Origin of the sequence: Desulfobaculum xiamenense, assembly GCF_011927665.1 — a bacterium.
GTDB classification, from domain to species: domain Bacteria; phylum Desulfobacterota; class Desulfovibrionia; order Desulfovibrionales; family Desulfovibrionaceae; genus Desulfobaculum; species Desulfobaculum xiamenense.
The window spans coordinates 130,972-155,281 of sequence record NZ_JAATJA010000001.1 but is presented as its reverse complement, the minus strand read 5'-3'; the positions used below and the strand labels follow the sequence as shown (position 1 = coordinate 155,281).

22 protein-coding genes are annotated in these 24,310 nt (G+C 61.8%); 8 read left to right on the top strand and 14 right to left on the bottom strand.

All coding sequences use genetic code 11. The features are described from left to right. Nucleotides 1-17 precede the first annotated feature (17 nt). Entirely contained in the window at nucleotides 18-689 is a 672-nt protein-coding gene (locus GGQ74_RS00715) for a Crp/Fnr family transcriptional regulator (protein WP_167939635.1), read from the bottom strand. Between the two features lie 918 nt (nucleotides 690-1,607). On the opposite strand from GGQ74_RS00715, the gene GGQ74_RS00710 reads away from it, so the two are divergent. Continuing rightward, complete coding sequence (locus GGQ74_RS00710) at nucleotides 1,608-2,051, top strand: response regulator (protein ID WP_167939634.1); 444 nt, start codon at nucleotides 1,608-1,610, stop codon at nucleotides 2,049-2,051. Between the two features lie 127 nt (nucleotides 2,052-2,178). Here the strand turns inward: GGQ74_RS00710 and GGQ74_RS00705 are convergent, their stop codons facing one another. After that, complete coding sequence (locus tag GGQ74_RS00705; protein WP_167939633.1) at nucleotides 2,179-3,657, bottom strand: sigma-54 interaction domain-containing protein; 1,479 nt, start codon at nucleotides 3,655-3,657, stop codon at nucleotides 2,179-2,181. A gap of 252 nt (nucleotides 3,658-3,909) precedes the next feature. Between GGQ74_RS00705 and GGQ74_RS00700 the strand changes: the two genes are divergently transcribed. The 4 genes from GGQ74_RS00700 to GGQ74_RS00685 all read left to right on the top strand — a co-directional run bounded on the left by GGQ74_RS00700 (nucleotide 3,910) and on the right by GGQ74_RS00685 (nucleotide 7,744). Further along, nucleotides 3,910-4,911: a DMT family transporter gene (locus GGQ74_RS00700; RefSeq protein ID WP_245168051.1), complete on the top strand. Its 1,002-nt coding sequence runs from the start codon at nucleotides 3,910-3,912 to the stop codon at nucleotides 4,909-4,911. Between the two features lie 15 nt (nucleotides 4,912-4,926). Further along, a complete protein-coding gene (locus tag GGQ74_RS00695) occupies nucleotides 4,927-5,199 on the top strand; it encodes a hypothetical protein (RefSeq protein ID WP_167939632.1) in 273 nt (90 codons plus the stop codon). A gap of 263 nt (nucleotides 5,200-5,462) precedes the next feature. Continuing rightward, nucleotides 5,463-7,151: a BCCT family transporter gene (locus tag GGQ74_RS00690; RefSeq protein ID WP_167939631.1), complete on the top strand. Its 1,689-nt coding sequence runs from the start codon at nucleotides 5,463-5,465 to the stop codon at nucleotides 7,149-7,151. A gap of 128 nt (nucleotides 7,152-7,279) precedes the next feature. Continuing rightward, entirely contained in the window at nucleotides 7,280-7,744 is a 465-nt protein-coding gene (locus GGQ74_RS00685; protein WP_167939630.1) for a hypothetical protein, read from the top strand. Between the two features lie 146 nt (nucleotides 7,745-7,890). On the opposite strand, the gene GGQ74_RS00680 is transcribed toward GGQ74_RS00685, so the two are convergent. The 10 genes from GGQ74_RS00680 to GGQ74_RS00635 all read right to left on the bottom strand — a co-directional run bounded on the left by GGQ74_RS00680 (nucleotide 7,891) and on the right by GGQ74_RS00635 (nucleotide 18,233). Continuing rightward, a complete protein-coding gene (locus GGQ74_RS00680; RefSeq protein ID WP_167939629.1) occupies nucleotides 7,891-8,748 on the bottom strand; it encodes a YitT family protein in 858 nt (285 codons plus the stop codon). Beyond that, the gene (locus GGQ74_RS00675; RefSeq protein ID WP_167939628.1) at nucleotides 8,745-9,710 is read right to left on the bottom strand and encodes a DMT family transporter; all 966 of its coding nucleotides are present in this window, start codon (nucleotides 9,708-9,710) and stop codon (nucleotides 8,745-8,747) included. Before GGQ74_RS00675 ends, GGQ74_RS00680 begins: the two co-directional genes overlap by 4 nt. Before the next feature lie 1,029 nt (nucleotides 9,711-10,739). Further along, a complete protein-coding gene (locus tag GGQ74_RS00670; protein WP_167939627.1) occupies nucleotides 10,740-11,303 on the bottom strand; it encodes a hypothetical protein in 564 nt (187 codons plus the stop codon). 87 nt (nucleotides 11,304-11,390) lie between these two features. Further along, a complete protein-coding gene (locus GGQ74_RS00665) occupies nucleotides 11,391-11,825 on the bottom strand; it encodes an OsmC family protein (RefSeq protein WP_167939626.1) in 435 nt (144 codons plus the stop codon). A 20-nt stretch (nucleotides 11,826-11,845) separates the two neighbouring features. Further along, nucleotides 11,846-12,178, bottom strand: a complete 333-nt coding sequence (locus GGQ74_RS00660) for a DsrH/TusB family sulfur metabolism protein (protein ID WP_167939625.1) — start codon at nucleotides 12,176-12,178, stop codon at nucleotides 11,846-11,848. Between the two features lie 11 nt (nucleotides 12,179-12,189). Then, on the bottom strand, nucleotides 12,190-12,585 hold the full coding sequence (locus GGQ74_RS00655) for a DsrE family protein (protein WP_167939624.1): 396 nt from the start codon (nucleotides 12,583-12,585) through the stop codon (nucleotides 12,190-12,192). 11 nt (nucleotides 12,586-12,596) lie between these two features. After that, nucleotides 12,597-12,866: a DsrH/TusB family sulfur relay protein gene (locus GGQ74_RS00650; RefSeq protein ID WP_245168049.1), complete on the bottom strand. Its 270-nt coding sequence runs from the start codon at nucleotides 12,864-12,866 to the stop codon at nucleotides 12,597-12,599. Between the two features lie 333 nt (nucleotides 12,867-13,199). Further along, nucleotides 13,200-15,092, bottom strand: coding sequence for an alkaline phosphatase family protein (locus tag GGQ74_RS00645; RefSeq protein ID WP_167939623.1), 1,893 nt, complete (start codon nucleotides 15,090-15,092; stop codon nucleotides 13,200-13,202). Nucleotides 15,093-15,147: 55 nt separating this feature from the next. Next, nucleotides 15,148-16,752 (bottom strand): BCCT family transporter, encoded by a 1,605-nt coding sequence (locus GGQ74_RS00640; RefSeq protein ID WP_167939622.1) that lies wholly within the window; start codon nucleotides 16,750-16,752, stop codon nucleotides 15,148-15,150. 692 nt (nucleotides 16,753-17,444) lie between these two features. Further along, nucleotides 17,445-18,233, bottom strand: coding sequence for a hypothetical protein (locus GGQ74_RS00635; RefSeq protein WP_167939621.1), 789 nt, complete (start codon nucleotides 18,231-18,233; stop codon nucleotides 17,445-17,447). A gap of 240 nt (nucleotides 18,234-18,473) precedes the next feature. Between GGQ74_RS00635 and GGQ74_RS00630 the strand changes: the two genes are divergently transcribed. From GGQ74_RS00630 to GGQ74_RS00620, 3 genes are all read left to right on the top strand, one after another. Next, on the top strand, nucleotides 18,474-19,553 hold the full coding sequence (locus tag GGQ74_RS00630) for a thiamine ABC transporter substrate-binding protein (protein WP_167939620.1): 1,080 nt from the start codon (nucleotides 18,474-18,476) through the stop codon (nucleotides 19,551-19,553). An 83-nt stretch (nucleotides 19,554-19,636) separates the two neighbouring features. Then, nucleotides 19,637-21,331, top strand: coding sequence for an ABC transporter permease (locus GGQ74_RS00625; protein WP_167939619.1), 1,695 nt, complete (start codon nucleotides 19,637-19,639; stop codon nucleotides 21,329-21,331). Between the two features lies 1 nt (nucleotide 21,332). After that, nucleotides 21,333-22,418 carry an ABC transporter ATP-binding protein gene (locus GGQ74_RS00620; protein ID WP_167939618.1) on the top strand — a complete coding sequence of 362 codons (1,086 nt, stop codon included), beginning with the start codon at nucleotides 21,333-21,335 and terminating at the stop codon, nucleotides 22,416-22,418. A 106-nt stretch (nucleotides 22,419-22,524) separates the two neighbouring features. Here GGQ74_RS00620 and GGQ74_RS00615 read toward each other — a convergent pair whose 3' ends face one another. Both GGQ74_RS00615 and GGQ74_RS00610 read right to left on the bottom strand, forming a co-directional pair. Beyond that, nucleotides 22,525-23,136 carry a LysE family translocator gene (locus GGQ74_RS00615; RefSeq protein WP_167939617.1) on the bottom strand — a complete coding sequence of 204 codons (612 nt, stop codon included), beginning with the start codon at nucleotides 23,134-23,136 and terminating at the stop codon, nucleotides 22,525-22,527. A gap of 115 nt (nucleotides 23,137-23,251) precedes the next feature. Then, the gene (locus tag GGQ74_RS00610) at nucleotides 23,252-24,238 is read right to left on the bottom strand and encodes a LysR family transcriptional regulator (protein WP_167939616.1); all 987 of its coding nucleotides are present in this window, start codon (nucleotides 24,236-24,238) and stop codon (nucleotides 23,252-23,254) included. Nucleotides 24,239-24,310: the final 72 nt, after the last annotated feature.

Below are 24,310 nucleotides of genomic sequence, written 5' to 3'. Positions count from 1 at the left end.
CGACCCCGCTGTCAGAGTCAGTCCGCGCGGCGACGAACCATGGTAGGCCGCTGCGAGGACGATGCACCGTTTTCAAGCTCGCCAAGCTCGTGGATCACGTACTTTCCACGGCTCAAACGCGTCAGCACACCATCCTTCTGCATCTCGTTCAACAGCGTGGATACGGTCTGCCGCGTCGAACCGACGAAATCCGCAATCTGCTTCACGGACAATCCTGTCGAGACAACAACGCCAGCGCGGTTCTCCTCGCCCTTGTCACGGGCTTCCTGCAGGAGAAAATCACACAGACGCATTTTGATGTCCTTGAAGGCGAGGCGATTGATGATGTTCAGCGTATTGCGCAGATGCTCGCCAAGCACTGTGAGCGTCGCCAAAGAAAAATAGGGGCTGTCGGCGGCCTGCCGCCCGAAGGTCTGCATCTCGGAGACGAGAATCGTCGTGTCCGTCAGGGCCTGAAGGGATGCGCGGGTATGCGTGGTGTACGCGTCTCCTTCCTTGAGGATGGCGAGATTGAACTCCTTGTCCTCGTCGGCGAGAAACACGCGAATCCGCCCACGCTTGACCACAAAGATCTGGTTCCCAGCCTCTTCGGGCGTGAAGATCATGTTGTTCTTCAGAAACCTGCGTTCGCGAAACATACGGGAAAAGTCCGAATGCTCAGGGCTTTCGAGAACTTCCAGCATGTTCATGGGCGCCATACTCGTATGCGTAATCATAGTGGATGCCTTCCTCGGCTCATTTTTCGCCTGCCTCGTATCCGGCCTCGTCCACTTCGGTCAGCCTTCCGAAGCGCGGTGCCAAAGCCTGAACAAGTTCACGGCTTCAAATGGTGCCAAACCCTGGACAAGTTATCAATCCCTAATTCCGGAAGCATTTCGGGGCATTCAGCCTTTGCCCGTCCATTTTGCTCGACCAGCCGGGAATTTTAAGCCACTCGTCCCCGAAAAATGCAGCCCTGCCTTTCCGGTCGGGGGTCTGTGTTTATCCGAATGAGAAAATCTTCGCAAGACAAGATTTTCGTCATACCCAACTATCCGAAAACCTTTCCTATTCACGCCAAGTCCATATTTTATGGCATGAGATCACAAATTGATGAAAACAGAAAACATGTCATATGGCCGACATTCTCTTGCACAAAGACAATGTGCATTCTGCAATGTATGTATCCTTTGCGAACTCCATCGCACATTCAATCCGAAATCACACTCTTGAGTCGCTTCATTATCTTTAGTGCAACAGCATATTTGCATCGGCAATTCCCCCACACGTCAGCACACCAACGGCATTTACCTGCCAAGACATCATTCGCGTCAAAACTCGATAAGTATCCAATGTCAGCGCGGCGACAGTTTTGACACGCAATACAAAATCGAGCAAATACACTCTTACATGATCATTTTTGCTTGACGAAACGATCTTTTACAAGACGATCTTGCAATGCAGAACACAAAAAATACATAAGCATTGCATACAAAAAGCATTGCGAACGGCATTTGTGTCATACGGAAGACAGTCCATTTTGAACGCAAAGCCGTTTTGGGACGATATATACAGCGACCAACGCCGCGTTAAATTTTTCACAAAAAATTTTCCAATGAGGTAATCCCATGCGCAACATGTTTTCCGTACTCGTAATCGAAGACCCCTACTCCACCCGCAAGGCGTCCAATCGGCTCCGTCAGGCGGGCTGTTACGTGCTCACCGCCTCCAGCTGCACCGAGGCGCTCGACAAGATGCCCGAGTATGTCGACGCGGTCGTCATCGATTCCGACACGCCCAACCTGTGCACCCGCAGCTCCCTCTCCAATCTGAAGGAACGCGCCCCGAGAACCGCGGTGGTCGTTCTGGCAGGCGAAAACAAGTTCGCCATGCTACGCAATCTGAAGGGTGCCGACGGCTTTCTTTCCATGCCCTGCAACACCCCCCAACTGCTCGACACGCTCCGGCAGGGCTTTCTGAACAGCCCCAAGGGCCGAAGCGCCGCCGACCGCGCAGCTCTCCTCGTGGGTGCCCGTCCGCACATGGACAGCCCCGCGCCGATGCACGCATAGCGTCGCCAGCGCACGGAGTTGCCGCTTCGGATTTCTGCCATATCCGCTGACCGCGCACTCTGCCGCACAGACAAAAAGCCCCCGCAGGCACTGCCTGCGGGGGCTTTCATGTATAATGGACAATGGATCAGATGCCGTAACGCCGAATCTTACGCTGCATGGTCCTGATGTTGAGACCGAGTATGTCTGCGGCCTCGTTACGCCGCCAGCGGCATGTTTCGAGCGCCTTCACGATCATGATCCGCTCCAGACGCTCCACGGCATCCTTGAGGGTTCCGGAGCAGTCGGGTTCCGCCACGGTCACGAGACCCGCCGTCGCCGCGGAAGCCAGCACGGCTTCCTCCGTAAGGCGCACGTCCGAAAAGTTGATCTCGCCGAAGGCCACGTAACGATCCAGAACGTTCTGAAGTTCACGCACGTTGCCCGGCCAATCGTAATCCTCAAGGGCGATGCGCACGGCCGTGGGAATGGTGGTCCGTCCACCCTCGCCACCCTGCCGTGAAAGAAAATGGTCGATGAGCAGAGGAATATCCTCACGTCGGTCGCGCAGGGGCGGCACCGTCACCGGCAGAACGTGGATGCGGTAGAAGAAATCCGCACGCATGTCACCCTTGCGAACCATTTCCTTCAGGTCGCGGTTCGTGGCGGCGATGATCCTGAAATCCGAACGCCTCGGCACCGTCTCGCCGACCGGGGTATACTGCTTACTTTCGAGGGCACGCAGCAGCTTGACCTGAAGATTAAGGTCCAATTCACCAACCTCGTCGAGGAACAGCGTGCCGCCGTTAGCCGCGGCCAGAAGTCCCGGCTTGTCCGCGTTGGCGCCGGAGAACGCCCCGCGCTTGTGACCAAAGAACTCGCTTTCGAGTAGCTGCTCGGGAATGGCGCCGCAGTTGACCGGCACGAACTTTCCGTCGCGTGTATTGAGGTCGTGGATGGTCCGCGCGACGAGATCCTTACCCGTGCCGGTTTCGCCATAAATTATGACATTTGTGCCGCTTTCGGCGGCCTTCATGACCAGCCTGTAGACCTGCTGCATGGCGTCACTACAGCCGACAATGTCGCCGAAACGGTAGCGGCCTTTCAGAGACGATCGCAGCCGCTCGTTTTCCTGCTTCAGCTCAACCTCACGTAGCTTCTGGGCGCTGACGTCGAGGATGATGCCGTCGAGCGTCTGGGGCACGCCATTTTCGTCATACCCCGGCTCGCCCTGGTCCCATATCCACTTTATGTCGCCGGACGACATGGTCACCCGATACATGAGCTGGTAGGGGCGATGCTCAAGAATGGCCATGCGCGCCTCCTGCTGAATGCGCGAAAGGTCCTCGGGATGGGTCATGCGCTCAATGGTGTTCCAGTTGTCCCGCACCATCTCGTCTGGCGTGAACCCGAGCAGTTCCAAACTGCCCCGGCTGGCGAATTCGAGCGTATTGTTAAGGTCGGCGTCGATTCTACAGCGATAGGCCATGCCCGGCAGGTTATGGAGCAGCCGCGCCAGCCGCGTCTCGCTCTGTTGCAGGCGTCGACGAATATCATGAAATTCCTGCATCCGAATGCGCAATTCGTCACATTCCTTCCGCAGTTCCTCGTAGCTCTTGTTGTCCATCGAACTATCCTGTCGTGTTTCGCGACATTTCTGTCGCCATGGCATTATCCCTTGCGCCACAGGGTTTAGTGAGAATTATCACGACATTTCTGTCGTCTCGCAGGGAACCTTGTTACTCATTTCTCAAACCATTGCAACCGCCATTCCCGCCGGTCACCATTTCCGGCCATTGGCACGAAGGATGCTAGCTTTTCGCGGATACTCCCTGTGCAAACGCACCCACTCACGTTCAACATCGGAGAGCTCGAAGCAATGATGACAACAAGCGCAACCATCGCGCAGCTCAAGGAGCGGCACGATCTTGCCTTTGCAAAGAAGGGCCTGGCATGGGCACTCGGGTCGGGAATGATCTGGGGCCTCGAAGGCGTGGTGCTCGGCATGGCGCTGGCGCTGGCTCCCTTCGCCGATTCTCCCCTGTGGCTGCTCGCCCCGCTCACGGCGTCGTGCATGCATGACTGCACGGCGGCCCTGTGGACACTGGCCTACAACTGGCGGACGGGACGCCTGCGCGAGGTGGGCCGCAGCATCTTCAGCAAGCCCGGCCGATTCGTGTGCCTCGGCGCGCTGTGCGGCGGCCCCATCGGTATGGGCGGCTACCTCGTGGCACTCAAGCTGGCCGGACCGGCCTACGTGATGCCCATCACATCGCTGTATCCCGCCGTGGCCTCGGTGCTGGCCATGATCTTCCTCAAGGAGCGCATCTCCCGGCGCGCGTGGCTGGGCCTTGGCCTGTGCATCGCCGGAGCCTTCATCATCGGCTACACGCCGCCCGAAAGCGGTGTGAGCGACCATTTCTACCTCGGGCTGGGCATCGCCCTGCTGGCCACTATCGGCTGGGGTTCGGAAGGCGTTCTGGCGACCTACGGCATGGACCTCATCGACCCCACCGTGGCGCTCAACATCTACCAGATCGTCTCCGGCGTCTTCTACCTGTTCGTCATGCTGCCCCTGCTCGGCGGGTGGATCGTGCTCTCAAGCGCGCTCACCAGCACCTCGGGGCTCATCCTCGTCGGCGCGGCCTTCCTTGGCTCGTGCAGCTACCTGCTGTGGTACAGGGCCATGAACATGACCGGCGTGAGCCGCGCCATGGCCATGAACATCACCTACGCCCTGTGGGGCATCCTGTTCAGCGCCCTGCTCACCGACGTGGAAATCACCCGCAATCTCATCGCCGGTGCGGTGGTCATCACCATCGGCATGGTACTTGTTGTCGGCAATCCCAAGGAAATCGCCAACCTGCGTAACGTCGCCTAATCAGGAGAGCCGGACATGTTCAATATGAAACCGCCCTTCCGCATGATGATCGCGAGTAACCTCACCGACGGACACCCGCGCAACAGCCTGGAACTCATGGATGAACTGCGCCCGCTCTACGGAACGGAACGCCAGTTCACACGCGAGGTGGTGGAAAGCCATCTCCAGTCCCTCAAGGCCGTGGGCATCGTCCGCGATGACGAGGCCGAGGTCGACGCGGATGGCCGCCTCCTCGTCCGCTACGCGATAACGGACTTCGGCCGGGACAAGCTGCGTAGCTCCCTGTAGCGCCACCGCGCGCAACACCTTTCGCACGCCAAGGGCGGCGGACCACACGGTCCGCCGCCCTTTCCATTCACCGCACGGCGCTGCTTTCCTATGAAAATCCGCGAAGATGCGGACTTTTTCCCAAAAAGCACCGCTCCCACTGGCGAGATCGTTCCAAATGGGCTAGAACCCGATCTGGCCCACATTGTGACATGGCGCACATTCGCCGCAACCGCCGCCACTCGCCATTATTTCGCGCGGCACAGACACCACCCGCATCCGACATGTCCACACATGCCTCAAAAGTATCCACACCAACTGCGGACCTGAGAATCGCCCTCCCTGCTGCGGCGGTCATCCTCTGCGCGAGCGCGCTGTTCATCCTGTTTCCGCAGCGCAGCGCCATGGCCCTCGACGCCGTGTTCCGCGCCATCACCACAAACTTCGGCTCGCTCTTTCTGTGGTGCACCCTGCTGCTGACGGGACTGGCGATATACTTCATATTTGGCCGCTACGGAAACGTGCGCTTCGGCGGCGCGGACGAAAAGCCTGCCTTCTCCGACTTCTCGTGGATTTCCATGATGTTCTGCACGGGGGTGGCCGGGGCGGTCATGTACTGGGCCGTGGCGGAACCGCTGTTCACGCTGTCCTCGCCGCCCATGCACGCGGAACCTTTCTCGGCGGACGCCTACGGCTGGGCCACGACCTACGTCCTCTTCCACTGGGGACCGCTGACATGGTCGTGGTACGTCATCTGCGCGCTGCCGGTCTGCTACATGCACCACAAGCGTCACTCCCCGGTGCTGCGCATCAGCGCCGCCTGCCGCGACGCCCTCGGCCCTCGGGTGGACGGTCTGCCCGGTCGGATCATCGACATTTTCTTCTGCATCGGCCTCGTGGGGAGCAACTGCGCGGTCATGGGCATATCGGTGCCCATCATCGCCCACTCGCTTTCGCGTACGCTGGGCGTGGAACCGACCCTCGGCCTCCAGTTCGGCATCCTCGGGCTGAGCACCGTCGTCTTCAGTGCAAGCGTCGCCCTCGGGCTGGAGCGCGGCATTGCCCGGCTGAGCCACCTGAACGTCTGCATCGCCCTCGCGCTGGTGGCCTTCGGTCTCTTCGCCGGGCCGACGCTGTTCATCGTGGACAACTTCACCAACGCCGTGGGCCAGCTGCTCAGCCACTTCCCGGCCATGTCGCTGTGGACGGACCCACACACGTCCGGGACCTTCCCGCAGGACTGGACGGTCTTCTACGCGCTGTGGATGGCCTCCTACGGGCCGTTCATGGGACTATTCATCGCCCGCATCTCGCGCGGGCGCACCGTGCGCCAGATCGTATCGCTCGGGATGGTCTCCGGGATTCTCGGGGGCTGGCTCATCCACGGGGTGTTCGGCGGTTTCGCCCTGCATCAGCAGCTTACCGGCGCGGTGGACGGCGTGGCCATCCTGCGCGAATCCGGAGCGGCGCAGGCCGTGGTGGCCATGCTCGGCTCGCTTCCGTGCGGCACACTGGTGCTTGGCGCATATTGCGTATTCTCCACGATCTTTCTGGCCACCAGCGTCGATTCCTCGGCCTACGCACTCTCGGCCGCATGCACGCGCAGGATGCGCCCCGGCGACAATCCCAGCGTTTCGCACCGCTTCTTCTGGGCCTTCCTGCAGGCCCTGCTGCCCGGCTCCATGCTCCTCGTCGGCGGGCTCGGCCCAATGAAGACGTGGGCCAACATCGCGGGAAGCCTCATGATCGTCGTCATCGTGCCCATGCTGCTCTCGCTGGCCGCCATGCTGCGCTCCGAGGACACGGTCGCCCTCAAGTATCCCGAACTCGCCCCACGCCTGAAGCGGCTGGACGAGCTGGAGCGCCTCGTGGCGCAGCTTGATGCGCAAGGACCGAACGCACCCGCGCAGCAAGCACAAAACCTCGCCGCACGCAGGCCCGACACGCCGCCCGTTCGCCAAACATCTATTTGACAACCGATACGCACGGACGTATCGCATGGCGTCCGGCAGGCACCTCTCACGCGCCGGGGGGCACGCCGCCTGCCGACATCCGCACCCCGCCCGGCGCAAGCCCGACTGCTCGGCCATCCGGATACGCCATGAACGAGGAATGCGCCCGCCTCTCCACCCTGCGTGACAGGCACTGGCTCTTTACGAAAATCTACACCGCCTCCGCGCTGATCCTGTGCGTCGTCGTCATGTTCCTGGGCACGCGCATTCCGACCGCGCTCTTCGATGCCGCATGCATCGCCTTCCTCGTCAGCCAAGCCCGCCTGGCCGCACGGCCCCTCTCCAACGGTGAAGCCAATGCCACCCACCTTCGCCAAGCCTACAAATCTCTACGAAACGATGCATTGTTCTGGATCGTGTGCATTACCATCTTCTGGGTGCGCTGGGTCTACCATCCGGATTACGGGCCACGCCTCTGTCCCACCGCACTGGGCTTCACGAACTGGTTCACGATGCATGACGTGCTCGTCAAGGCGACGCAGAACGCGGCCGGTGACAACACGGGCGCAGAGCACGCGACGAACGAAGTGGGCGCACCACACGATGCGCTCTGACGGATTCCGATAATCGAAAGGAAAGAGGGAAGAGGAAGGGACCAGACGAGCGGAAAGCTCGTTGGCAAGAAAGGGAAAGTGTGGGCTCCCTGCCGGTTCGGATCCCCATCACGAATCCGGCAGGGAGGATCCACTATGCCTAATCTCTATTCATACACCTTGCGCGGGCTGAAGTCCGCACCAAAGACGTTGAACGTGTTCTCGACGATGAAGATGGCGTCCGGGTCCTCGTCGAAGACAAGGCCTTCGAGGGTCTTCAGACGCAGATTGTCCGTGATGCAGTACAGCATGTTCGCCTCGCGCCCGGAGTAGGCCCCCTCGGCGCGGATGATGGTGGCCCGCATGCCACGCTCGGTCAGCTTGTCGGCAATCTCGCGGAAGCGGGCGGACATCACCACCACGGACTTGCGCTGGTTGAACAGGGACAGCGCATACTCAGTGGCCACGGAGTTGATGAACAGCACCACCAGCGACGCCACCACCAGATCAGGCTCGAAGCGCGAGGCAACGAGCGTCATCAGGCAGGCGTTGATAAGAAAATAGAACACACCGAAACGGATGTTGTAACGGTGGTGGAGCATCACGGCCACGATGTCGAGTCCGCCGCCAGCGCCGTAGGAACGCAGGATGATGCCCGCGCCGGCGCCCATGAGGGCGCCCGAGGCAATGGCCGCGCACATGCGGTCCCTGATGCCGAAATCAAGATGCAGCGTTGCCGTCAGCAGGGTGACCACACCCATGCAGAACAGGTTCAACCAGAAGAACCGCCGCCCCACGCCCTTCCATGCCAGCAGAAAGATCGGCCCATTAAAGAGCAGATACCACACGCTGGTGTCGATGTTGGGCATCACATACGAACTGAAGACGGCGAAACCGTACAGTCCAGACGGCACGAAGGAGTGGTGTACGGCGATGCCGTTGAACCCGAGGATGAAGACGAAGGATCCCGCCGTCAGCAGGAACACGTTCCACGGCAGTGACGCTGCAAGCTTGTGTCTATTCACGAAACGCCTCCCTCCCCGACCACGACGCCGACCACACCGTTACGGCGTGGCGTCTGCCGCCGGGTCAGACAGATGATGATTCCGCCAAAGATGAATACGCCGCTGTACAACTGGGCCGCATTCACTTCCTCCCCGAGCATGAACCACGCGAGCAGCCCGCTGCAGAAGGGAATGGTGTAGTAGAACAGCGTCGTACGGCCCGCTCCGATGATGGCCACGGCCATATTCCAGAACAGGTAGCACAGGACCGACGCGAACACGCCGAGATAGACCAGCACGCCCCACGTGCGGGCGGTGATCTCCGGAATCTCGGCTCCGCGCCAGACCTCCCACGCGAACATGGGCACGATGAAGACCACGCCGAGAATAAAGGTACTCATAAGCATGGCCGACTGGCTGAGGCGGCCGGAGACCCTCTTCACGAAGATGTTATACCCCGAGGACATGCACGCGACGATAAGCATCAGCAGATCACCCACCGAAAAGGTGAGGTGACAGATGCTGGCCACGTCGCCGCCGGTGACGAGGACAACCACGCCGCACATACTCACGAACACGCCAAGGGCGGTGCGCGGGCTCATCTCCTCGCCGAGGAAGAAATGGGCCAACACGAAGGTGAACACGGGCGACAGCGTGGAAATGAGCGACATGTTCAGCGCTGCGGTAGTGCTTCCCGCCACAAAGGTCAACACATCGAACAGCGAAATGCCGAACAGGGCGATGAGGCACAGCTCGGGCAGCGCGGACATGACGGCCTTGCGCTCGCGCCACATGGGGCGGATGCCAAAGGGCAGAAAGACCAGCGTCGCAATGGCCCAGCGGATCAGGTTGAGGGTGGCGGGGGGAAGAATGTCCGCCATGGCCCGCGCGGCAACGAAATTGCCAGACCAGTTCACGATGGACAGGGCCACGAGAACATAGCCGAAGGCCAGGGACGAGAAAAAGGTGCCAAAACGACGCATTGGATACTCCTTGGAGCGGGGGCTGTCCCGCTCGCTCCCGGCCCGGACATCCCTGCCCTGCGCCAGAAACTGAAAAACCGCGGCAAGGCCGCGGGCAAGAGTAATATCGCACCGCCCCCACCCCGCCTCGTCCCCGGACGGCGCGTTACGCGGTCCGGAGACGGGGAGGAGGCATCCGCGGGGCGGCGGAACGCGCCCCGTGCCGCAGGCCGTTTTGGCTAGGCCTACGATCGCGGAGAGGAGCTGTGCATTCGCTCGACTCCCGCGGGTGTGCATGTGCAAAGCTTTCGGCGGCGGGCAGGACGAATTGGGCTGAGTCCTGTTCCATCCACCGGCATGTTCCTTCGACAACGCCGCGCATTCCCGTGCGTTCCTTCGGCGCTTCAGGCTAGCTCCCGCATGATCGGGCAGTCGCTCTGGCATGATGACCGCCCTTTCCCTGCATCCTGAAGACGCGTCCGGCCCGCTGGAGGTACTACGGGCATGCAGCGGCCCCTTGGGGCCACGTCCGCGGCGGGATTCACCGCGTCCGACTGGTGCTGCCGAACAATTCGTGCATCATCTCGACGCACATCCGACACGGCATTAGCATGCTTCGTGCCAGCCACTCATTCAACGCTAATGCGCTGATTTCATGGACTTTATCCCGAAGGGTTGATGACATTTTCGACGCCGCTGCGGACATTTCTGTCGCAATGCGCGGACCAACACCAGCAATCCACCGAAATCATTGCGCTTTTGCGCTGGCGACACTCTTGTCGCAGGCGACATACCTGTCGCCATCGCCGACACGTCGCGACGCAAGCTAGCGGCAATACATTCGCGCGTCGAACCTTTCAAGAAAAAAATGTACCGAACCCGACATTTCCCGCCACCACACCGCCCGCGAACACGGCCGAAAAACGCAAATCGGGGTGGTTCCACGGCCCCAAGACCGTAAAACCACCCCGAAGAGGAAACTTCATACCCATGCCAATAACCGGGACCGGACCACCCGGTCCCGGCAGATACTCCCGTCAGGGAAGCAGACTAGGCGCAGTCGTGCTTGTCCCAGGGCTCGCGATTGTCACGCTGGAGGGCAGCCTCCATGCGAGACAGGGCTTCCTTCAGCTTGTTGATCTCGTTCATCTTGAGGTTGGGGTCCTTGAGGACCTGATAGAGCACCGCGCCGGTGGTTTCGGCAGGCACTTCGAGGTCGGCCACGTAGCAGATGGTGGGCACCACGTCGCAGGCAGCGGCAGCACGGGCGATCTCTTCCTTCTTCTTCACGCCAAGGCCGTAGAAGAACAGGCCGTTGTCGGCGGCAAGCACAACGAGGGTGCGGCGGTCGGCGGCTTCGAGCACGGCGTCCATGGTGGCGTTCAGGTCCGCGCCAGCCTCGACGATGGCGAATGCGGCGTCGCCTTCGAAGGCGGCGGCAAGGCCCTCGGGGGCAACCTTCACGGCACCGGCAACCTGCGAAGCCTCGGCGAGGACGTCGCCAGCGGCGTAGGTGTTCAGGGAAACGGCCTTCTTGGCGAACTTCTTCACGGCGTCGCCAGCGGCGAGGTCGGCGGTTGCTGCGGTCAGCAGGATAACTTTCTTGTCAGCCATTGTGGATCTCCTTCATGTATGCCGCGCGCATCTCGTGCTGCGCGGCCTGTTGCTCAATTCGTTACGAAAGACGAAAGACAGTTTCGTTTACGCGGTGACCATGCTCAGCTTGTAGTCCACGTCCATGGCCTCTTCGAGGGAGTAGGTCAGAAGCGAACCGTTGAGCATGTTGTCCTTCACTTCCTCGAAGGCCTCGCGGTACTGCTCGTCGAGGCCGACCTCGACGGTGATGTCCAGCGTGCAGTACTTGGTGCGCATCACTTCGTCCTTGTCCTTGGACGTGGTTGCGTTGGCGCGCATGAACTTGATCTCCGCGCCCTTGCGCTTGAGGCTGTTGGCGAAGGTGTTGGTGTAGCAGGCCAGTGCGGCCATGCACAGCAGCCGGGCGCCCATGTGCTCCTGATTGCGGTCTTCAGCGCTGAGGGCGGCGTAGTCCACACGAATTTCGGGCAGCGCCTGCGCTCCGAGGGTGAACAGATCGTTATTCTCGTCGAGTCGTTCGTAGGTTACGTTAACGGCCATTTTTCTCTCCTGAAATCGGGCTAGAAGTAGCTCACGGTTTCGCATTCATCACACAGTTCCCGCACATCGGACTCGTCGATAACCTCGACGCCGTCGATCAGGGCATCCTCATCAATGCCGCGCAGCTCAAGGGACTGGCGGATGCAGTACACCTCGCCGTCCTGCCCGAGAAAGTCCTCCAGCATGGAGGTGTGGTACCCGGGGTTGCCAATGAGGCACCACACGCCATCCTCGGCAAAAAGCAGCTTGGTTTCGAAACCGTTCTGGTGGGTGGCCCAGGCGGTGCGGATTCCCAGTGCGGAAGCCTCAACGCCAAGGGGCTTGCTCACGACCCAGCATGCGGATCCAATCATGTCAGTCTCCCCTAGTGACCCACGGTCAGCAGAACGTCCGTGGTCATGAGATACTTGCTGAACGTGCCGCCCACATCGCCCCACTTGATGCCACCGGCATACTCGCGCGACTCGATGCCGCGGGCGTGCTCGTTGGTGTGGCAGGTGGAGATGTCGGCTCCCTTCTCGGTGAGCGCGCCGAGCGCGTCGATGACCTTGGTCGGCTCGATGTGCTCCAGCAGCCTGCCCGCGATGTGCAGGTCGCCCTCGATGGGGAATTCCTTCTTGGAAAGGTTCACGCCGTTGCCGAAGAGATAGATCTGCACCTTGTGACCCTTGGCCAGTGCGGCCTCGGTCAAACGGGTGGCGAAAACGGAATCCTCGTTCTCCGCAGCACCCGAAAGCAGAATCATGGTCAGGTTAGCCATCGCTGATCTCCTTATAACGAAATGACCTTTTCGCCGCCGGTAAGCAGCAGGTCCACCATTTCGTCGTAGTCGACAACCGAGCATTCGTCGCTCAGTTCAAGGTTGCGGGCCTCGACGGCGTCCTTGGCGGCAAAGACCTCGTCCACGTCCAGTTCCTCAAGGCGTTCCTCGAAGAACGGCGTGGCGAAGGTCACGGCGTCGCCGACCAGAAGCAAGAGCTTCTCCTCGTCGCCACCGATCATCCTGACGCGGTCAAGCATCTTCACATCGGGCTTGTTCATGAAAAAAAGCATCTCAATGCGTCCGTATATGACTTTAAGGTTCACGCCCCGTCCGTTTCCGGGCCATCCGGACCCGCAATGCCGGGGCTTCATCTCGTGCACCAGAGTCAGCATTCACCCACAACCATCGTCGCCACTCGCGGTCCACGGCATGTGCCGGACCGCCCCGGTTTCGAACAGGATGTCAGGCCTGCCCTTCGACGCCTCGGGAAAATCCGCTGCGGTCTGGGCCGTCCACCGCGCGACGCGCAGAGACGATTGCCTGTGTTGGACGGGGCGGGCACCGGCTGATGCGCCGGTGCCCAGCCCGCGGTTGGGGCCTGTTCAGGTCGACTAGTCGACCAGGTTCGGGTTCTCGAAGATCTGATAGATCGGAGCACCCTCTACGTCAGCCGGAACGGGGTTGCCGGTGGCGTAGCAGAAGGTCGGAACCACATCGACGAGCCAACGGGGGCGCTCGTAGCGGTAGTTCTTGCGGATGCCGGGGCCCTTGAAGAACATGCAGTTCTTCAGGGTGCCGAGGCCGCATTCGCCGGTGGGCAGGCCGTAGCCGTGCTCGGCCATGTACTCGGGCTTGAGGACGTAGACGACGTCACCGGCCTGGGCTCCGCCCATGCCGAAGACGGCGGCGTCTTCCTTACGCACCGCGAGCAGCACCGGGCGTTCGCCGGTCTCGGGGTGCTTGTAGTCGTAGAGGGCGTCGATGATCTCACCGCGCACCTTTTCGTAATCCTCGTCGGCCACGATGCCACCGGGGTACTTGGAGGCGAGGTTGACGTAGACGAACATGTAGCGCTGGGGCACGGCCTTGGACTTGGTCACGTCCAGCTCGTAGTTGAAGCCCTCGGACTCCTCGTAGATCTCCCAGTAGTTCTCGGTCTTCTTGGGCTCGTAGGAGGTCAGACCCTTGGCCTTCAGGGCCTCGGCGGTGTTGAGGATCGGACCGAGGCGGGTTGCGCCGTGGTCGGACACGCAGCACACGAGGGTCTCGCCGTCATCCATGGCTTCCATCATGCGGCCGAGGAAACGGTCCTCGATCTGGTAGATGGCGCGCTCCATGTCGAGGGCCTTCTTGGCGACCTCGGGATCGGTGCTCTCCATCTCGGACAGCCAGCCGTGATAGAACCAGTCGATCAGGTGGGTGTGCATGTAGAACAGATCCCAGTTGGGATTGGACTCCATGGTCTTCAGGCACAGCTCGGTCACCCACTGGGAGTGGAACTCGGCCACCTCGACCACGGTCTGCATGTCGATGATGCCGTGGACGAAGGCGACGAAGCCCATGTCGTTGCAGATGATGTGCTGATCCCAGTCCACGCCCTTCACGCCGTCGGCCGGGGCGATGAAGCCGTGGCGGCCGGAGATGCCGGTGACGTAGAGGGTGAAGTCCTCGGCGTCGTCGGAGAGCTGGAGCAGCTTGGCGCGGAAGGTGCCGGGCTCGGTGCGGCCGTCGGACTTGATGACGAAGTCGTGCTTCACCACGTCGGACCATTCACCCTGGCGCAGGACGAAGAAGGCCTTCTCGAAGTCCTTTTCGGGGCACAGGGCGAAGATGTCGTAGCCGTCGTCCTCGGACTCCCAGGTCAGGCCGTACCAGACCTGATCCTCAAGAGGATCCATGGATTCCTTAAAGTGCATGCGCACGGCGAATTCGAGGGGCTCCTCGGCGTTCTCGGGCAGATTCTTCCAGCCCTTGGCGTCGTCGAAGCGAACCTGCTCACCCATGGGGTAGAAATCCGTGGCAATGACGCCTTCGGAGGCGAGCCATTCCTTATGGCCGTTGCCAAGCTCCTTCCAGCGGGACTCGGCCGGGGACAGACCCTGACCCTGCACCATCACGCCGTTCTTCATGTGAGACGGCCAGGACATGGGGTAGTTGACCACGAGGCACTGCTTGCCCTGCTTGTCCCACGCGTCCCAGATGGTCTGGGCGGTCAGCGGCTCGGAACCGAAGGCCTGGCAGGTCTTGTGGTGTTCGAGGCTGCTGCCTTCGAGATAGTAGTAGTAGTCTTCCACGCCGTGGGTACGGGGGTAGGCACCGGTGCAGATGCTGGCCCAAGACGGCGGGGTAACGGTGGGCATGTTGAAGCCCTCGGTCATGTAACTGCCGCCCTCGATGAACTTCTGGAAGTTGGGCAGTGCGCCCTCGTCAACCAGAGCCTGAAGGCGCTTGGGAATCATGCAGTCGAAGCCCAGAAGCGCGGCACGCTTTGCTACTCTAGCCATTTGATCCTCCTGATTGTTCTCGATAAATCGACCGGACGGGGGGGGACGTTCAGCCCTACTCGCCCGCTCCGGCCTGTGCGGTTACAGTCTGTGCGACGCTTTCCACGCGCTCTTCCCTGCGCTCAGCGGGGGCCTTGTAGCCCTTGATCATCTTGAACCAACTGATCACGACGAACGTGATGGGGATGAGCATCAGTGCGCCCGCGAAGTTCGCGAAGATCTTCACCGGTCCAAGGCCTCCAAGGGTGATGGCCGCAAGGGCCAGACCGGCCTGCATGGCTGCCCAGAAGAAGCGATGACCTCGGGTCGGCTCCGTGCCGGGCACCAGCTTCGTGGTGGCGGCGCAGGAGATGACGTAGGCGCAGGAGTCCACGCTGGTTGCGAGGAAGATGGTGGAGAAAACGCAGTATCCAATGAGTACGATCACGCTGCCGGGCAGGGAATTCAGCACGGCAACGAGGGCGGCGGGACCGCCGGAGGCCTTGAGCACGCCCACGGCATCAACGGCACCGGTCCACTGCTGATGCAGGGTAAAGCCGCCGAACACGCCATGGATCAGGAAGGAGCCGGCAATGCCACCGAAAATGCCCATCATGATGACCTCACGCACGGTGCGGCCACGCGAGATGCGGGCGATGAAAAGCCCCATGAACGGACCGTACGATGCCATCCACAGCGCGTAGAAGACCGTCCAGTCCTTGGGGAAGCTGTTCGCCTCGAAGGGCGCGGTCCAGAACAGCATCTCGAAGAAGTTGCCAGTCATCTTTCCGAAGGCGTTGGTGAAGTTGTCCACGATGAACGTGGTGGGACCAACGATGAAGGTGAACGCCACCATGGACAATGCGATGAGCACGTTCACGTCGGAAAGGATCTTGATGCCCTTCTTGAGACCTGCACAGACCGAAGTGGTGAAGATGACGGCCGACACACCGAGAATCACAAGCTCCATGCCGAAGCTCGGCTCGAAGCCGAAGGTGCTGGCAAGGGCGTGGTTCACGATGGGCAGCGAGACACCCATGACGGCGGCGTTGGAGAACATGAGGCCAATAATGAAGAAGACCTCGATGAACTTGCCGAGCCAGCCGTCAACACGGCTCTTGCCGAGAAACGGTTCAGCGGCGGAACTGATGCGCAGCACGGGTTTCTTCTGCGTGTGGAACATGTAGCAGATGGGCAGCGCGACGATGACGTACCAGGGCCAAGTCACCGGTCCCCAGTGCAGCATGACGTAGGCCAGCGACCACTCGAAGGCCTCGCGGCTCATGGGTTCTGCATACTGCGGCAGGGAAATCAGGTCCCACAGGGGTTCAACAATGGACCAGAACATCACCGCACCGGCAACGCCGGAACAGAACATCATGGCCAGCCACGAGTAGGTATTGAACTCGGGCTTCTCGTCCGGCGCTCCGAACTTGATGTCGCCATACTTGCTCATGGCGAAGAACGCGGAGAGACAGATCATTGCGAAAGTCACCCACAGGTACCAGGTTCCGGTTGCATTGACGAAGGCACCGTACATCGAGCTCAGTATGGCCTGACTCCTCTCGGGGAAGAGCACAGACGAACCGATGATCACGAGCAGCACGATGGCGGCGGGAACGAGAATCCTCATATCCGGCCGCAGATCAGCCATGCCGTTAGGTGTCCGAGTATCAGCCATGTTACCTCCTTGTTTTCGATCCAGCGGGGGGTGCCAGAATCCCCCGGACTCCCTGTGCGGGAGCATCCCTTGGACACGTTCGACCGGCCTGCGGACTTTCGCGGAACAGCCCATTCCGTCGTTTGTGCGCATTTGCCCAAACACTTCCAGCCGCGCCAGCCGAACGCCCCTCCTAAATCAAGATACGGGCCATTATGGATAACATACTGATTTCAATGTATTTATTACGAAAACCCTCCTCATCACCCCTACCATGACCCGCATAAAACGCTTGTGAAAAACGACACATTTGTCGCCGCTGTCGTTTTATGTAGCCAATTGCTTGTTTTACTTGAATTTTTTGTATAGCGACATATTCGTCGCATTTGATGTCTCTTTCGTCGTCAAAGGGCAGACGAGCACGCGCACGAAGAAATGCGCAGCAGAAAATACTGCGCGCACAGTTGATTCAAACGAAATTGCTGTATGAATTCGGGATGTTGAGGCGTGAATAAAAATTGCGGACAACGTCCATTTTTTCACGCAAGGCGAAGCTTCGCGCACCGTCGTGGCGGCAATGACGTCGCATATGGCGGAAGGTGGAGCACGCAAGGGACCTACGCGCACGCGAAAAAGGTCAGCTTTTCACAAACGAGGAGATAAGGAAGGAGGATGTCGAGAGAAACCTCGGCGCGCGAAACGCGCCGAGGCAATCAGGAAAAGCGGGCGCGAATGCGCGAGAAGAGATGGGGAACGCGGTCGTACTGATGAACGATGACGGCGGGCCGACCGCCGTCGCCCAGCACGTCGCCACGCTCGTCGCACACGGGTTCGGCCCGGCGCGTCGCGAGGGTAAGGATGGGGCCGGAATTATCGTGAACGCTCACGCGTGGCAGCAGGTCGTTATGCAGCAGGTGATTGTGCACGCCTTGATCGAACCCCGCCATGTTCCGCCCCGGAACGAAGCCGTTCATGAGGTCGATCATGCGGTCGAGGTAGTCCAGCACGGCCTCGTGATCGCCCACTGTGGTGCCGGAGCAGGAAATATGACGGTCGCCGATGGCGCGCCATGCGTCCTCGCCAAGGTGCCCGCAGAGCCAACGCGTCATGTACGGGCACGCGCCGATGGTGCCATGCCTGTCCTCAAGCGTGACGTTCAGGCCGTCCGCCCACGGGTAGCCCATGGGGTCGGACTGGAAGACCACGTCCCGCACATCGGCAAGAAGAATGCGCGAATAGCGGCAGGTCGCGGAGCGCAGGAAATCACGGTAGAGATGATAACGCAGGGCATTGTACGGCAGATCTGCCAAGGACTCGGACCGCTCGAAGCGCATGACGCGAACCCCGTGGGCCTCAATGCGCTCGACATCGCGAGTGGTGGGCGAGGCAAACAAGACGCACTGGCCGCTGAAGCCGCTGCATTCGAGGGACACGGCAAAGGGCCGCACGTCGCCGTAGTGATACCCGGCCGCAAGGCCGAGAACGAGTGTATTGTCCGCCATGGTTTCTCCTCCGGGCGTCGGGCTGTCGGGAGCGTCACTCTCCCTGCCGGTCGGGTACGCACTTTGCCGCCGATGATCAAGCCCTTCTCGTCACGCCTTGCACAAGCTCCATATTATAATGATATGCACTTGGGCAGACGCCCCCAACGGCCATTGACATCACTCGCATTTTGCTATTCTTGTTCCAGCACGCTACGATATTTCCGACACATCGGCGCACCAGCGCCAAGGAGGCTTTTCATGAAAAGATTCCTCGCCGTGACGGCGATTCTTCTCGGACTCGCCCTGAGCGGCTGCGGCAGCGAACCGGCGGAAAAGGCGAAGCCTGCGGCTCCCGAAGCACAGGCCGAGCCCACCGTGCTCACCGTGATGACCCACGACAGCTTCAGCGTCAGCGCTGAGGTCATCGCGGAATTCGAAAAGGCCAACAACGCCGCCGTGAAGTTCCTGCGCACCAGCGGTTCCGGCGCGGGGCTCAATCAGGCCATCCTCGCCAAGGGCAATCCCCTCGCGGACGTGTTCGTCGGCGTGGATTCCACCTTCTTCAGCCGCGCCGTGGAATCCGGCATCTTCGACCCCTACGCCTCCCCGGCGCTGGCCGACATTCCGGACTCCCTGCGCCTCGACCCCGAAAACCGCCTCACACCTGTCTCCTTCGGCGACGTGTGCCTGAACTACGACAAGAAGTGGTTCGCAGATAAGGGCCTCACGCCCCCGGCCACGCTCGAAGACCTCACGAAGCCCGAATATCGCGACCTGACCGTGGTCGAGAACCCGGCCACCTCCTCGCCCGGCCTCGCCTTCCTGCTGGCCACCGTGTCCGCCTTCGGCGAGGACGGCTACCTCGACTACTGGAAGGCACTGGCCGCCAACGGCGTGAAGATCGCCGATAGCTGGAAGAGCGCCTACTGGGGCGATTTCACCGCAGCGTCCGACGGCACGCGGCCCATCGTGGTCAGCTACGCGTCCAGCCCTGCGGCGGAAGTTTTCTACGCGGAGAAGAAGCCCGCCGAAGCGCCCACCGCCGCCGTCCTCGGCCCGCTGACCGGCTTCCGACAGATCGAATTCGCGGGCGTGTTGAGCGGAACCGGCAAGCCCGAACTGGCCCGGAAGTTCATCGACTTCCTGCTCTCGCGCAGCTTCCAGGAAGACATTCCGCTGCAGATGTGGGTCTACCCCGCCAACGTGCACGCCGAGTTGCCGGAAGTGTTCCAGTTGCACGCCAAGGCGCTCGACGTCCCGGCCAGCCTTGATCCCAAGGCCATCGCCGAAGGCCGCGAGCGCTGGATCGAGGCCTGGACCACCACCGTGCTCCGCTAGCGGCGCACGACTGACGCACTTCACCGGGCCTTTCCCACCGTGGGAAAGGCCCGGAAACGACTCCGCAACCCAGCGTCCCGGCCATGGTCGGGCCTTCCGCCACGGAGGAACAGGCCATCCGCCTCAAGCCCGCACTTCTTCCGGCCCTGCCGCCGCTTCTGTTTCTGGCGGTCTTCTATTTCCATCCGCTGCTGTCCATCTTCGGTCTCGGCCTCTTCCCCGACGGCACCTTCGATACGGACAGGTTGCGCGGGCTGGTCGCCTCGGACTACTACCTGCGCACCCTGTGGTTCACCACATGGCAGGCGGCGGCAAGCACGGCGCTGACACTCGCGCTGGCCACCCCGGCGGCCTATGTCTTCTCGCATTATGAATTTCCCGGGCGACGGATTCTGCGCACGCTGACCGGCATCCCCTTCGTGCTGCCGACCATTGTGGTGGCGGCGGCGTTCCGCGCCCTGCTCGGCCCCAAGGGCCTCGTCAATGAAACGCTCATGGCGCTCTTCACCCTGGATGCGCCGCCAATCCGGCTGGACAACACCATCTGGATCATCCTGCTGGCCCATGTGTTCTACAACTTCACGGTGGTGCTGCGCATTGTGGGCGGCTTCTGGAGCAAACTCGATCCCTCGCTGGTCGAGGCCGCACGGATGCTCGGCGCGTCACGCCTGCGGGCCTTCCGCGAAGTGACGTTGCCGCTTCTCGCGCCAGCGCTCATCACCTCGGGCCTTCTGGTGTTCATCTTCTGCTTCTGTTCCTTCGGCGTGATTCTCGTGCTTGGCGGATCGCGCTTCGCCACGCTGGAGGTCGCCATCTACAGACAGGCCGTGCACATCTTCAACCTGCCCATGGCCGCCGCCCTCTCGCTGGTGCAAATCCTGTTCACCTTCTGCCTCATGTGGGCCTACACGTGGCTGCAACGCCGCACGGGGCACCGCCTGCGTCAATCGGCGCGGCCCGTGGCGCGGCCCTGCGCCTGCCTGCGCGAACGACTGGCCGTGGTCTCGCAGGTCGCGGTGGTCTGCGTGCTGGCGGGCCTGCCGCTGGCGGCACTGGTGCTGCAATCCCTGCGCACGCCGCACGGCATGGGCGCGGACTTCTACGAAACGCTGTTCACCACGAGCGAGAGTTCACTGTTCTTCGTGCCGCCCATGGCCGCCATCGGCAACTCCGTGGCCTTCGCCACGGCAGCGCTGGCACTGGCGCTGATCCTCGGCCTATGCGCCGCACAGGCGCTGGACAAGTCCTCGGGCCGCATCGGGGCGCTGCTCGATCCGCTCTTCATGCTGCCGCTGTCGACCTCGGCCGTGACTCTCGGCTTCGGCTTCATCATCGCGCTGGACGAACCGCCGCTGGACCTGCGCTCCTCGCTGGCGCTGGTGCCGCTGGCGCACGCGCTGGTGGCCTTTCCCTTCGTGGTGCGCACCATCCTTCCGGTCATGCGCTCCATCCCCGCCAACCTGCGCGAGGCGGCGGCCATGCTCGGCGCGTCGCCATGGCGCGTGTGGCGGCTGGTGGATCTGCCCATCCTCGGGCGCGCCGTGGCCGCTGCGGCGGTGTTTGCCTTCACCGTCAGCCTCGGCGAATTCGGAGCCACGGTCTTCGTGGCCCGCCCGCAGACGCCAACCATGCCGCTGGCCATCTATCGCTTCCTCGGCCAACCGGGGGTGCTCAACTACGGTCAGGCCATGGCCATGAGTTCTCTGCTCATGCTCGTCACTGCGGCAGGATTCCTCGTGCTGGAGACCTTCACACCCCGCGAATGGGGAGAATTCTGACATGCCCATCCTCGACGTACGCAACATCCGCAAGCGCTTCGACGAGCGCTATTCCCTCCACGACATCGGCTTCGAGCTTACGCGCGGCGAGGTGCTGTGCTTCCTCGGCCCCTCGGGCTGCGGCAAGACCACCCTCCTGCGCATCATCGCGGGGCTCGAAGCGGCGGATTCCGGCGAAGTGTTCTTCGATGGCCGCCCGCTGGCGGGCATTCCCCCGCACAGGCGCGGTTTCGGCATGATGTTTCAGGAGTACGCGCTATTCCCGCATCTGTCCGTGGCCGCCAACGTGGCCTTCGGCCTGCGCATGCTCAAGATGTCCGATGCGCGCATACGCAGCCGCACTGACGAGATACTCGAACTCGTCGGGCTGACCGGATTCGGTCCGCGCAACGTGGACGACCTCTCCGGCGGCGAACGCCAACGCGTGGCGCTGGCCCGCAGCCTCGCGCCCCAGCCCCGGCTGCTCATGCTCGACGAACCGCTGGCCGCGCTGGACCGCGCCCTGCGCGAACGCCTCGCCAACGACCTGCGAAGCATTCTCAAGACCGTGGGCGTAACGGCCATCTTCGTCACCCACGACCAGTCCGAGGCCTTCGCCATTGCCGACAGAATCGCCGTATTCGACGACGGGCGACTGTTGCAGCTCGACACGCCGGAAGCCGTCTACACCTGCCCGGCCAACGCCACCGTTGCCGCCTTCCTCGGCTTCCGGAACATCCTGCCCGCCCATCCGCTGGCAGACGGCAGCGTGCAGACGCCCGTGGGCGTCACCCCCGCCGCGATGGCCGCGACCGTTCCCGGACACCCGCAAATCGACGCAAGCCGCCTGCACCAGCGCCCGCTCTCGCTGCTCATCCGACCAGAGGGCGCACGCCTCGCCGATGCGCGCGAGTCCGCCGCAGACACCATCGTCATCGAGGGCCACGTCACCACGCGGACCTTCCTCGGCCACGGCGTGCAACTCGGCATCTCCTGCGCGGGAAAAACCGCCCTGCGCTTCCTTTTGCCGCTCAGCCCACCGCCGCCCGCATCCGGCCCGGTCCGCATTGCCATTCCGACATCGTCGCTGGTCTTTCTACACGGCTGAACGCAACCGCCAGAATTCCAGACACAAAAAAAGGAGGCCTTCCTTGGGGGGAGCCTCCTTTTTTTGGGGTGCCATGCGGTGGGTGTCGCATGACCGTGGGTAATCGTCACATGACGAATATCGCGCCGCCCAGCACGCAGAACACGAGTCCGGCGCAGGCGTTCAGGACGTTTTGCCTGCGTTCGAGCACGTGCCGCAGGGCGGGAGTGTATAGAAGAAGCACGAAGGCCATCCACACGGCCACGGTCTCGACGACCAGAGCCGAAGCGTAGACCAGCTTTTCCGGAAGCGGCGTTTCGGGACGCACCAACTGCGTGAAGACGCTCAACACGAAAAGCGTGACCTTGGGATTGAGCAGGTTGCAGAACAGGCCGTTACGAAAGCCTTCGAACCAGCCGCCCGCCGCGCAGGCCGCACCGTCGGAGAAATTCAGCCCGGAACGCGAGCGCAGGCACTGCGCGCCGATCCACAGCAGATAGCAGGCCCCGGCGTAGCGGACCGCGTTGAACAGTTCGACGTTCTGCCGCAGCAGGACGGCCAGTCCGAACACGGACAGACACACGTGCACGCAGAATCCGGTGCTGACGCCGAGCACGCAGGCCAGCGCGGGAACGCGCGTACGCCCCATACTGTGTCGCACCAGCATCATCATGTCCGGTCCCGGACTCATCTGCCCGACGAATCCGATTCCGACCAGTGTAGCGAGAGTTTCGACCATGTATCCCTTCTTTCTCCTGAAATCGCGACGTTGGGTCGCAGGGGCAAGGGATACCCGTCTTGAATCATGATTGGAAATGAATAGTCGGCACGATTCTCATGCCTGAAAGGAATAGCTAATGCCCGAATGGCGAGGCGAACAACTCGCGCAGCAGATGGCCGCGCAGCCAGATGTTGCCGGGGTCGGCGTCCGTGCGGCGATGCCACATGATGCCGAACGAGAAACGGGGCGCGTCGAACGGAAGGGGGCGGGCGAAAAGCCCGTAACGCGGGCCGAGGTTGCGGCCGATGTGCGCGGGCACGGTAAGCAGAAGGTCCGAACGGGACACGATCTCCATGGCGGAGGCATACAGCGGCACGCGTAGCGCGACCCTGCGCCGTTCGCCCTCGCGGGCGAGGGCCGTGTCGATGACGCGCTGCTTGTCCGTGCCGGAGGTGATGACCACATGGGAATGGGCGACATAGTCGGCAAGGGTCAGCTCCCCGCCCGCCAGCGGATGATCGGCCCGCATAAGGCAACTGAAGCCGTCCTCGCCGGTGACGCTGTAGAGCATGTCCGGCGCAACCGGGCCGTACAGGATGCACGAGGCCACATCCACGCGACCATCGCGCAAAGCCTGCTCCACGTCCACGTTCCATATCCGGATGTCCACCGAGACGTAAGGGGCCTCGGCATAGGCGGGTGCCAGCGCCGCCGGAAGCACATACTGTGCGAGATAGTCTGTGACGGACACCGCGAACTCGCGTCTGCTGACGGCGGGGTCGAACCCGCCGGATTCGAGAACTCCGGTAACGTCGCGCAGGATGGCGTCCACCCGGGGCACGAGGCTCTCGGCCAAGGGCGTACGCACCAACGCGTTGCCGCTGCGCACCAGAATCCTATCGCCCAGCATGTCACGCAGTCGGGCAAGGTTCTTACTCATGGCCGACTGGGTCACGTGACAGCGCACGGCGGCGCGGCTCACGTGCCGCTCGTCGAGCAGGGCCTTCAGCGCCACGAGGAGATTGAGATTCACGTCCGCCAGATGCATGGGCGGAGTCTCGCAAAGCACTGTGGGGCGCGTCAAGCGGAAGGAGCCGTACGGCGGGCGAACGCTCCGCATTCCCCCTGCCCGGCGCATGCGGAGGAGGCTGCAAACCCGCCCCCGTTCTGGACAGCATGGACGGCATGGCGT